This is a genomic window from Nocardia sp. CWNU-33, from assembly GCF_046764895.1.
Classification (GTDB): Bacteria; Actinomycetota; Actinomycetes; order Mycobacteriales; family Mycobacteriaceae; genus Nocardia.
Map to the genome: position 1 here is coordinate 43,022 of NZ_JBKOQN010000042.1, position 10,685 is coordinate 53,706.

The window sequence follows — 10,685 nt, forward strand, 5'->3', positions numbered from 1 at the left end:
GTTGATACGGGTCTACGGGAGGTCGTCACCGCGACGAAACCGGCCGCGGCTTCGGAACGCGAATCAGACCCGACCGCCACGAGACGATCGTCGACATCACCATGATCGCCGTTTGGTCCGGACGTGCCCGGGTATACCGCGCTTTCATCGGTCCGAACGACCGGGAGTAAGGCAACCACGCCCCGACGGCGTCACGCTCGCCACGCCATCGGCGTACAGGCCGCCATCCAGCGCTGGCGGCGGGCCAGGTCATGCAAATCCGACACGCTTCAGACGCCGGACCGCTCAACACAACGTAGTGGTCGCGACTGCATCGGTGCTCGATGTTCCCGAGCCCCGGACAGCCGGGGAACCCTCGGGATCAATGTCAGGGGCTGCGCGACGGCTGTTCAGGATCAGCCCCCTGCTGCGTCTCACCCGACTTCGAGTCCGGATCGACCTTATCCGCGCGCTTCCACTCCTTGTCCAGCTCGGATCGCGAGTCCGCCGCCTCGTTGCGATGCACGTGCGCCTGCTGGGCAAGCTGCTCGGCCTGTGCCGCCTTGACCTCGCTTTCCGCCTTTGCCGCCCGGCTTCGGGCAGCAGTCTCCTGCGCCCGCGCCTCCCGCTGACCGACCTCGAATTCCTGTTCCGCCGCGCGGTCACGGATACCCTGGGCTTCGACCCGCTGGTGTTCGCGCCGTTTGCCTATCAACACCCAGGCCACAAGCAAAATGACCACAACCGCGACGACGATGATCACGATCACAATGGTGGTGCTCATCTTTCGACTCCTCGCACCCTCCCCCTTCCACCCTAACGCCACCCGACCACCCCCGAACTGGGAAAACGAGCGATCAGACGCCCAGGCCGAGCCGGCCCGTATCTACCGCCAGCAGGCACGGTGGGGCTGCGCGGACAACGCGGCAAGGCCACACACTGTGATCACCGATATCGGGTGAGTTCCCGAGACGACGGACCCGGCCGTCGGGACCGCGTTCCCCCCTGCATACGGCCGTCGCACACCAGCGGAGCTTTCATAACCACTACCGGCACCATGCCTGACCAACCCGTCCCCGACGTCCTATATACCGAACGGCCACAAGTGATCTCAGTGGCGGCTCGAACGACAGGCATTCTCTAGGTCACTGTGGCGGCGGCGTGAAGCCTGCGGGCCAAATTGTCGTGCCGTCGTAGATGATGCCGGCGAGGTCGTGCATGCCGGGTCATGTTTGCTCGGGTCATCCTTGCGCCCCGATGTCCAAGCCTTCGCCCATCGCGTCAGGTCAGAGCCACAATCGACATCGGGACTCGGCCGCCGATCTCCACGCTGGCTAACTGTACTGCGCATGACGGCCCGGCTAACGCCATACGTCCAGGGCCGATCGAGCTACGTCGTCGCCTGCTCAGAGTTCTGCGCCGCGACAGTTGCGGGGATGCGCTCGTCACGATCGCTGTTCAGCACCCATGCAGTCAGCATCGCAGTAAGCCAGATCACTCCGCCATATGCGGGGCATTAGCCTTGTCGCATGGCACGCGATGAGCGCGGTGTGACCGCCCAGAGTGAGGATTTCGCTTCCTGGTACAACGAGCTGGTTCTGAAGGCCGGCCTCGTCGACCGGGGTCCAGCCAAAGGCACGATGGTCATCCGACCGTATGGCTATCGCGTGTGGGAGTTACTGCAAGCCGAACTGGATGCGCGGATCAAGGCGAGCGGGCACGAGAACGCATACTTTCCGATGCTGATTCCGCAGAGCTACCTCGAGCGTGAGGCCGATCACGTCGACGGGTTCGCCCCCGAACTGGCAGTGGTGACCCACGCGGGAGGCAAAGAGCTCGAGGAATCTCTGGTCGTGCGGCCGACATCGGAAACCATCATCGGGGAGATGATGGCCAAGTGGATTTCTTCGCATCGGGATCTGCCCATGCTGCTGAACCAGTGGGCCAACGTCGTCCGGTGGGAGATGAGGCCGCGAATGTTCTTGCGCACCACCGAGTTCCTGTGGCAGGAAGGACACACCGCGCACGCCGATGAGCAGCAAGCGCGCGAGGAAATGCTGCTCGCGCTGGGCATCTACCAAGAGGTGGCGCGCGACTATGCGGCGATGCCGGTAGTGCCTGGCGAGAAGACACCAGGTGAGCGGTTCGCGGGCGCGGTCTCGACGATGACGATCGAGTCGATGATGCGCGACGGTAAAGCCTTGCAGGCCGGTACATCGCATTACATGGGCACGAATTTCGCGACAGCGTTCGGCATCCGCTATGCCAGCGTGGACGGACGAGAAGAGTTGTGCCACACCACGTCCTGGGGCATGAGCACCCGAATGCTCGGCGGGATCGTGATGACTCACGGCGATGATCGCGGCCTGGTGCTGCCGCCGCGGCTGGCGCCCTATCAGGTGGTGATCGTGCCGATCACCCGCGGCGACAGCGCGGACGTGGTGGCTGCTGCACAGACGCTGGCCGAGGGGCTGCGCAGTGCCGGGGTGCGGGTGCACGTCGATGACCGCGACCAGCTCAGTCCGGGATTCAAATTCAACGACTGGGAACTCAGGGGTGTCCCGGTCCGGGTCGAGTTGGGGCCGCGTGATCTTGCGGCCGGGACTGCGATGCTGGTGCGCCGTTTGGGCGATCAGGGTAAGCAGTCGGTGCCGTTGGATATGTTGCCGCAGCTCATGCCAGGCATTCTCGAAGAGTTCCAGGCGTTCCTGCTGGCTCGGGCAGCCGAGTTCCGCGATACGCACACCTCCGATGTCGAGGACTGGGCGTCCTTCGAATCCGGTGTCGCATCGGGATGGGTGCGGGCGCTGCATTGCGGGCAGCCGGGTTGTGAGGACGACATCAAGACGTTGACCTCGGCGACGCCGCGATGTGTGCCGCTGGACGGGCCGCCGCAGACGGGACGTTGCGTGCGCTGTGACGCACCAGCCGCCTACGGCAAGCGGGTGATCTTCTCCCGCGCTTACTGAACCGACCGTGGATCACCCGCATCGCCAAGCTGTCCAACGATTGCTTCAAGCCCTAACCTAGGCTCCGTTGACGTGCGGAAACCCGCGATCCGACGAGCCGCCGTCGCTGGGCGTCAAAGCCCCGCGCGGCGGGCACCGCGGCGTCGTGGACGCAGCTGGTACAGGCGATACCAGGCCAGCGCGAGGAAGACAGCCCCTAGCCCGGCGACGACTCCCATGTCGACCAGCCACGTGCCGAGGCTGTGTTTCCACATCGGGTCGGGTCCGCCCGTGTGCGGTGTGAGGGTGTCGAGGTCGAGGGTGGCGGCTCCCGCGCCGAACCCCCAACGGGACGGCGATATGTAGGCCAGTTGCTCCAGGCCGAGTGTGCCGGGGAGCCGCACCAGCCCGCCCGTGAGCACCAGTTGTGCCATCGACAGCACAATCAGCAGCGGCAATGTCTTCTCCGAGGTGTCAACCGACACCGACACCAGCAAGCCCAATGCCAACGATGCGATGCCGAGCAGCGCCATCGCCAGGATCAGCTCCAGCTCGACTGACGTGAAAAGCCCCTTGGGCGGCATATCCACATTGATGGTGCCGACCAAAACCAACACCGCCGCCTGAAGGGTGGTGATCACGCTCAGGACCAGCAGTTTCGACATCAGATAGACCCCTGCTGACAGCCCTGCCGCACGTTCTCTGCGGTAGATCGTCTGTTCCTTGACGATCTCGCGAATCGAGTTGCCGGTGCCGACGAAGCATGCCGCGAACGCCAAAACCATGAGCTTGGTCGGGGCATCGGTGTTGGATCCCGGCGGCCCGGCGAACCCCTCGCCCGACGGCACTGCAGCGATCAAGCCACCGAGAAGCAGGGGCATCACGCCGAGGAGCGCCAGATAACTTCGGTCCGAGGCAATCACCGCCAGATATCGCCGGCACAAGGTACTGAGCTGGGCAAGCTTGGACTGCTGCGCGGGCGGCGGCGCCGGTGGGCGCACTTCCGCTGGGCCGACATCGTCGGTCAGTCCGACCGCCACGTAGTTCTCGAAGCGTGACGACGCCTGGAACTCACCGGCCCAGTCGCGCTCGTCCTCGCGATCGAATGCCTGGAACACCTCAGCCCAGGTGCGCTGTGCGAACTGCTGCAGCCCCTCCTCGGGCGGCCCGTAATAGGCCAGCCGACCGCCGGGCACCAGGACCAGCAGGCGGTCGCAGGAATCAAGATTCGCCACGCTGTGCGTAACGACGATGACGGTCCGCCCGTCGTGCGCCAGTTCGGACAGCATTTCCATGACCGTCTTGTCCAGGCCCGGGTCGAGGCCGGAGGTCGGTTCGTCGAGAAACAACAGAGATGGTTTGGTCAGCAACTCCACTGCGACGCTCACGCGTTTGCGCTGCCCGCCCGAGAGTTTATCGATGCGGGTATCGGCGTGCCGCGTCAAGCCGAGCTCGTCGAGGACCTCGTCGACCCGCTGCTCCCGCTCCTCGCTGCGCGTGTCACCGGGAAAGCGCAGCTCGGCCGCGTAGAGCAACGCACGCCGCGTCGGAAGCTGGTTGTGCAGGATGTCCTCCTGCGGGACCAGCCCGATCCGGTGCCTGAGCTCGTCGTAATTGGTGTACAGGTCGCGTCCGTCGTAGCGGACCGTCCCCTCCGTCGCCGGCCGCAACCCGGTGACTGCGCCGAGCAGCGTCGACTTGCCCGCTCCGCTGGGCCCGATGACCCCGACGAGCGAGCGCTGCGAGATGGGGAAGCCCACCCCGTCGAGGAGCACCTTGCCCTCAGGTGTACGCACGGTGAGGTTCTGCACCGAGACCGACACGTCACCGGTGTCGACGAACTCCCGCAGCTCGTCGCCGACCAGCCGGAACGTGGTGTGCCCCATGCCGATCAAGTCGGATTCGGATAGGTCCGCGGCGTCCACCCGGGAGCCGTTGATGTAGATGCCGTTGTGGCTGTCGAGGTCGACGATCCGGTACTTGCCGTCGCCGACCATGTGCAGCTCGGCGTGATGGCGGGAGACCATGAGATCGGGCACAACAACGTCGTTGTCGGCCGCGCGTCCGATCCGAAGCGTGGACGATGTTATCCGGACGACCGCGCTGGGGTGTGCCGCCGGAGCTGACGACCGCGAAACTCGCCGGGGCCGGCCCGGGTCGAACTGGACCGTTGCTTCATCGTCGAGGTTGTAGCCGGGATCGGGGACGACCATCGTGTCTCCCCCGAAATCCGTGTCTCCCCCGACATCGCCACCGGTCTCGTGGCCGGGTGGTACTTCCACCGAGCAGACCAACTGCTCGCCGTCCACGGCGTGCCCGAGCTGGAACGTCTCGTCCTGGTCGATCGCCATCCGTTCGACGCGACGGCCCTCGAAAAAGGTGCCGTTGAGGCTACCGGCGTCCTCGATTTCCCAACCGTCCGCACCACGCTCCAGAACGGCGTGCAACGAAGATGCGCGCGGATCGGTCACAACAATGTCGGCTGTCGGATCGCGACCGACATTGTATGCGCCCCCGGCGCGTAGCCGATAGACGCGTTCCCTGGTCTGCACCACAAGAACTGGCGCCTCGGGGAATTCGGTGGAGGACGATTCATCCGCCATATCGCGAGTATACGACTGTCGCCGCAAATGATCGGCAAACCCGCGATCCTGGCCCGGTGTCCACCCGCCTCGAGCCTCGTAGAGGTGAGGGTGGTCAACTGGGCGAGCCGGTCAAGCAATGGGAAGCCGTAGCCGGGTTGCCAGGCGCCGGGGTGCTGAGGCTGATGCTGCGCGAGTTGGCGGCCAACAACGCAGCAGCCCGAGGCCGACGTGATCCGGGGCGCGGCAACGGTATTGGTGCCCGCGCCGGCGGTCACCCGACCAAGGGATGCGTGGAGAAGTTCGACCGAACTTGTTGGTTAGCCCGTGGCCGGTGGCTCGACACGGCGGTGTGGGGGCTCGAGGCAGCCGCACCGTGCGCTTGTGTGCCGGTGCGGCTGCCCTGATTCAGCAATGCGCGGATTGTTCGGGGTGCGTTATCAGGTGTGGGAGGTGATTTCGTTCACCAGCCATGCGCCCAGTTCCTCGGTCATGGTGGTGTGCCCCTCGTTGTTGCTCGCGCAGGCGAAGGCGTCGAGCTCGCTGTCGCCGGAGATGATCGGGCTGTACAGGGTGTCACGGTCGCTGATGTCACCGGCGGCGACGGCACTGACGGTGGGGATGAAGCAGGAGCTGTTGACCTGGAGATCGGTCTCGGATCCGAGCAGTCCCATGAGCATCGCGGCCATGCCGAAACTGCCCGGATTGCCCGGCAGCATCGGGTTCTCGGGGAACAGGCCGCCAGGTGCGCCGTCGATGTCGGGCAGCCCGTCGACGTGGACCTCGAGGGGGGATTCATCGGCTTTGTGCAGGGTTGCCACGACCTGGTCACCGAGTGCTTGGGTGCGCAGGGTGGCCTCCATCAGCTCACCCCGACCGCTCGTCGCGGTCTGCGCGGGGTCGATACCGTTTCCTGCGCCGGTGGCGACGCCGTTGGCGACGCCGATCTTGCGCATGCCCTTGGGCCATCCGCCGACCGCCTCGAGTTGTTTGAGGAAGGTGATGCGTTCCGCAGCCTGATCAACCTCGTCGCCGATCTTGCCGATGTGCCAGCGCGCCATCTGCCGGGCCGCCGAGCTGTTGATCAGGTCGGAGAACTGGCCGAAGATCGGGTGGTTCGCCCCCCAATTGTCCTTGAGGAAATGGGCGAACGCTTGCATCGAGATCGGCAGCCACGCACCGCGATGCGGCGTGTCGTAGGACAGATAGATGGCGGTTTCGGGGTCGGGCAGATTTCGATCGCGCTGCATCTTGGCCAGCGCGTAGCGGGTGACCATGCCGCCCATACTGAAACCACCCACGGCCAGCCGCGCATTACCCGCGCGCTCGGATATGGCCCTGCGGATGCATTCGATGGCGGTATCTGCGTTGTCCATGATCGAGGCCGTCCGATCGTCATAACCCAGCACGATCACATCCCGGCCCGCAGCGTGTAGTTCGGAGACGAAACGGTATCTGCCGTTTTCCTCCAGCCCGGCCCACAGCTCACCGAGATCACTCGCCCCCAAGGAGAACCCATCGGCGAGGATAACCGGCCGGACGAGCTGGCGCCGGTTCAGCGGGCTGTAGTAGACCCATGCCGTACCGCCGGTCAGCGGCCATTCATCGTGTGGCTCGGGCGGCGCAGGAAACGCCGATCGTGCCACGGGACTGAGCGAACCCCAAACGTTTACAACAGTCATTTACCTGCTCCTCGAGTGGTCGACTGATACGTGGATTCACAACAAGCCCTGGCGCCGCCACCGAGGCGATCACCGGGCCGATTTCATAGCTTATTGCCATTCCAGCGTAGGATGTTGGCGATTTCGGTCTCGTTGTCGCATTGCCATAGGACGTGCAGTTTCGGCCAGTGGTTCAGATGAATATTCGCTGTGAGGATATTGCTGCTCCCGATCGAACCGACACAACTACCACGCCTGGACGAAGTTCAGGCCGACATCACCAAACGCATCGACACCGTCCGCACCCAACAATGGCTGGGAGACATCGACCAGCTGCCGACAACACTGATCCACATCGAGGCCAAACGAGACGGCCTGCTCGAACTCCGCACCAACCCGACCCAGCCTTGGTCATCCCTATACCGGACTCCTGAGAACTGAACGCACCCAACACATCTGGCTGGTTTCGACATCGGTTGGTGAGGGCCGCCCGATGGTCAATTCGATTCGCCGTCGTCAGAACCATCCGTTTCCACCGACAGTGTCAGCGCTACCTCCGATGTTTTCGGGATCATTTCCGGGACTGCCGCCAGCTGCTCCCGGATCTCGGCCAATTCTGCTGTCACGCACTCTCTCAGCCGTGACAGTTCCTCAATCGTCAGATCGACGTTGCGCCACTGAACGGCATCGCGCCACCACGGATTATCGGTCGACCACGCCCATACAACATCGCGCACCAGGCTGCGGTCGGAGGTATGCACGTGAAAATGTTCATCCTCTGAACCCGCGCGATATTCCAGTTCGTAGACACCGTCGGAGTCCAGGCAGGTTTGGACGTAGTACTGCTCGTCGCGTTCTATGACGAGAAACGGATTGTTCGGATCGGGAGGATCGGCGAGCAGGTCCTCGACCAGTTCCTTGGTCAGATACGGCAAGGTTGTTCCGTCACCAACCGTAACGAGTACGTCGGCACGCCCGCGTGGGTCGTAGAGTCGTCGGGCCTGAGGGTCCACAACTGCCAGGCCACGTTCTTTGGTTAGTTCCAGTACTGCCCGCAGATTGCGGGTGAAACTTGGCCACCAGGTGCACACGACGGCCCCGCGAGTGTCCGCCGTGGTCTCCACTGATAGGAAACCGTCCTTTCGCCGCCATATCGACGATTGATTTCGTCAACGAAGTCGCACACGGCCGACGATGGTGCAGCCTGATCGGGAGCAGCGCACATCGCAAGGTGGAGTTCAATGGCCTGTTCGACCGAACCGACATCGGCGGCTGGTATCACGGCGAAGTCATAACTCATGGCGACACCCACCACTGCCTGGATTCTCCACTGAGAGCATTCACCCAGGCTATCGACGACGCCATCGGTATTGAACCGTCCCGTCCTCCCAGGGGTGACTCGCGCACTATTCGCTGGCCGGTCGAAGCGGTAGTCGATCGGCCCTCAGGGCAGCAGACCGAAGTGGAGTCCACGCCGAGGAACCCGGCCGCTCCGACCGGGCCACACCACGGCCCTGCTGGGCAGGTCCCAGATCGACTGCCACTCAACCAGCCGCGCCGCCACCCCGATTACCTCCGGATCGACGTCCAACGCGATCAACTGATCCCGCTCGAGCCACGACTCGCGACGCATCTGGTTCGGCACCGCTATCCCCGAGTGCGGTAGCCGCCGACGCCGAGTTCGAACCAAGCTGGCAGAACGCCCATCGGCACTGTCGCGCGTTCGAACCGGCAGAAGCAAATTACGTTCTCGGACAACAGGTCCAGGGCTGGCACATGCGGGCCCGAACGCCCGATGTGCGACATGAGCGGTGGCCTGAATGTGGCTGCGCGTACGACCGTTGCCATCATGAGGCCATGTCGATTGATCGCGCGATCCTGTTTCGCCTTGCCACCAATACCCGCTTGGAGCGGATCGTCAAGACCGTGCCGTGGGGGCAGGACATGGCGTGGCGAGCAGCGTCACCCTACGTCGCGGGCACCGCGGCCGAGGACGCGATCCGGGCAGCCCAGGAACTCTCCGCACGCAACGTGGCCAGCAGTATCGACCAGTTCGGCGAACTGGTCGACGACCCAACCGTCGCACGACGGGTTACCGATGACTACCTACGATTGGCCGGTCAACTCACCGATTCGGATGACACCTGGCTGGCGATCGACCTGTCCCACCTCGGCCTCGATACCGACCCGCGCGGCTGTGCCGACCGCATCACAGCGATCGCGCGGTCACTACCGGAGGGTCGCCGCATCCAGGTCGGAGCCGAGGACCACGCGCGCTCGGACGCCGTGCTGACATGTGTGCTCAACGTCGCCGGCAGAGGGCTGGCCGACCGGCTCGGTGCCACCGTACAGGCCAACCTCCGTCGCACCCCCGACGATGTGGAACGCCTCCTGAATGCCGGTATCCACATCCGGCTGGTCAAAGGTGCCTACGTCGAGCAATCCGATCGTGCCCTCCCCTACGGCGAGCCTACCGACATCGCCTATCTGCGCTTGGCGCACCGGCTCGCTACGACGAAAGCACCATTCGCCCTTGCCACCCACGATGGAGTCCTCCGCGAAGCAGTCCTCGCCTCGGTCGGCCCCGTACCCGTCGAACAGCTACTCGGCGTGCGACCAGAGGTGATAGACGACCTCACTGCCCGCGGAATCCCCGTTCGCGTGTACATACCCTTTGGCCACAACTGGTTCCGCTACTGGATGCGCCGCCTCGCCGAATCACGCGGCGCTTGAACACCTTCCGACCAACATTCCGGGGTAAGGAAGACCCGGCGGGCGACGTTGCGTTCGCCGGTCGAGAAGCCAGGACGCAACGCTTCATACGGCTCGTTGTGAGCCAACACGTCATACCGCGCACTCAACACCACCCCAGGCAACGGATCCAGATGATCCAAAATCACCTGAAGCTCCTCCGGCAGAGCGGTACCCGCATGCGCCGTCGGCACCGTCAGTCGGTGGGTCGGCCCCGGGCAGAGGCGCGCACCCCGTCTCTGTCAGTCGGTGAGTTGGTACGCCGCGAAGATGCCTTTGTGGTCGCTGCCCCAGTGCGCTGGCGAGGCGAGGAAATTGTCCTGGGTTGGTTCTTGCGGTCGGGTACCGCGCACGATGGACCCGCGCGGGCCGATCATGCCGACGGCAGACAGACACAGCGCGGCACCATGAGCGAAGATGTAGTCGACGCGGTCGCGTTCGTCGGCCTCAGGAGCCCAGGCGAGCTCGGAGACGTCCACATCGACGTTGTCCGAGGGCCAGGTGAGCCCGGGATGGGTGGCCGGATCCGGGTACATCGATCGGTAGGCATCGATGAAACCGGCTTGTTGCAGGCGTCGAGTGGTCTCCCACGCCAACACCACACCGTTGTGGTCGAACAAGTTCGCTGTGGCCGGCGTCCAATCCAGCAGGGACGGCTCGTTCAGGTCACCACCCATGATGACCGAAGACCCGTCGGCGATCTCAGCTTTCGCGTCGGCGAGAAAGTTGCTGATGACCTCGGGGCGGCCCGAGGCCGCGTTGAT

General features: G+C 64.3%; 10 protein-coding genes. 3 read left to right on the forward strand and 7 right to left on the reverse strand.

Annotated features, from left to right (window positions below):
- Positions 1–367 precede the first annotated feature (367 nt).
- Complete coding sequence (locus ACLMAL_RS34560; protein ID WP_412002907.1) at positions 368–763, reverse strand: hypothetical protein; 396 nt, start codon at positions 761–763, stop codon at positions 368–370.
- A 745-nt stretch (positions 764–1,508) separates the two neighbouring features.
- Between ACLMAL_RS34560 and proS the strand changes: the two genes are divergently transcribed.
- Complete coding sequence (gene proS / locus ACLMAL_RS34565) at positions 1,509–2,948, forward strand: proline--tRNA ligase (protein ID WP_412002908.1); 1,440 nt, start codon at positions 1,509–1,511, stop codon at positions 2,946–2,948.
- A 113-nt stretch (positions 2,949–3,061) separates the two neighbouring features.
- Here proS and ACLMAL_RS34570 read toward each other — a convergent pair whose 3' ends face one another.
- Together ACLMAL_RS34570 and ACLMAL_RS34575 are read right to left on the reverse strand one after the other, a co-directional pair.
- Entirely contained in the window at positions 3,062–5,530 is a 2,469-nt protein-coding gene (locus ACLMAL_RS34570) for an FHA domain-containing protein (RefSeq protein WP_412002909.1), read from the reverse strand.
- 419 nt (positions 5,531–5,949) lie between these two features.
- Positions 5,950–7,191, reverse strand: coding sequence for an esterase/lipase family protein (locus tag ACLMAL_RS34575; RefSeq protein WP_412002910.1), 1,242 nt, complete (start codon positions 7,189–7,191; stop codon positions 5,950–5,952).
- A 189-nt stretch (positions 7,192–7,380) separates the two neighbouring features.
- Here ACLMAL_RS34575 and ACLMAL_RS34580 point away from each other — a divergent pair, with 189 nt between their 5' ends.
- Positions 7,381–7,611, forward strand: a complete 231-nt coding sequence (locus tag ACLMAL_RS34580) for a hypothetical protein (protein WP_412002911.1) — start codon at positions 7,381–7,383, stop codon at positions 7,609–7,611.
- 56 nt (positions 7,612–7,667) lie between these two features.
- Here ACLMAL_RS34580 and ACLMAL_RS34585 read toward each other — a convergent pair whose 3' ends face one another.
- Together ACLMAL_RS34585 and ACLMAL_RS34590 are read right to left on the reverse strand one after the other, a co-directional pair.
- Positions 7,668–8,294 carry a hypothetical protein gene (locus ACLMAL_RS34585; RefSeq protein ID WP_412002912.1) on the reverse strand — a complete coding sequence of 209 codons (627 nt, stop codon included), beginning with the start codon at positions 8,292–8,294 and terminating at the stop codon, positions 7,668–7,670.
- A gap of 320 nt (positions 8,295–8,614) precedes the next feature.
- On the reverse strand, positions 8,615–8,815 hold the full coding sequence (locus tag ACLMAL_RS34590; RefSeq protein ID WP_412002913.1) for a hypothetical protein: 201 nt from the start codon (positions 8,813–8,815) through the stop codon (positions 8,615–8,617).
- Positions 8,816–9,027: 212 nt separating this feature from the next.
- Here ACLMAL_RS34590 and ACLMAL_RS34595 point away from each other — a divergent pair, with 212 nt between their 5' ends.
- A complete protein-coding gene (locus ACLMAL_RS34595) occupies positions 9,028–9,903 on the forward strand; it encodes a proline dehydrogenase family protein (RefSeq protein ID WP_412002914.1) in 876 nt (291 codons plus the stop codon).
- Here the strand turns inward: ACLMAL_RS34595 and ACLMAL_RS34600 are convergent.
- Positions 9,864–10,115: a hypothetical protein gene (locus ACLMAL_RS34600; protein WP_412002915.1), complete on the reverse strand. Its 252-nt coding sequence runs from the start codon at positions 10,113–10,115 to the stop codon at positions 9,864–9,866. The two genes, ACLMAL_RS34595 and ACLMAL_RS34600, sit on opposite strands and share 40 nt — an antisense overlap.
- Before the next feature lie 48 nt (positions 10,116–10,163).
- A partial coding sequence (locus tag ACLMAL_RS34605; protein ID WP_412002916.1) for an endonuclease/exonuclease/phosphatase family protein occupies positions 10,164–10,685 on the reverse strand: 522 nt, incomplete at its 5' end.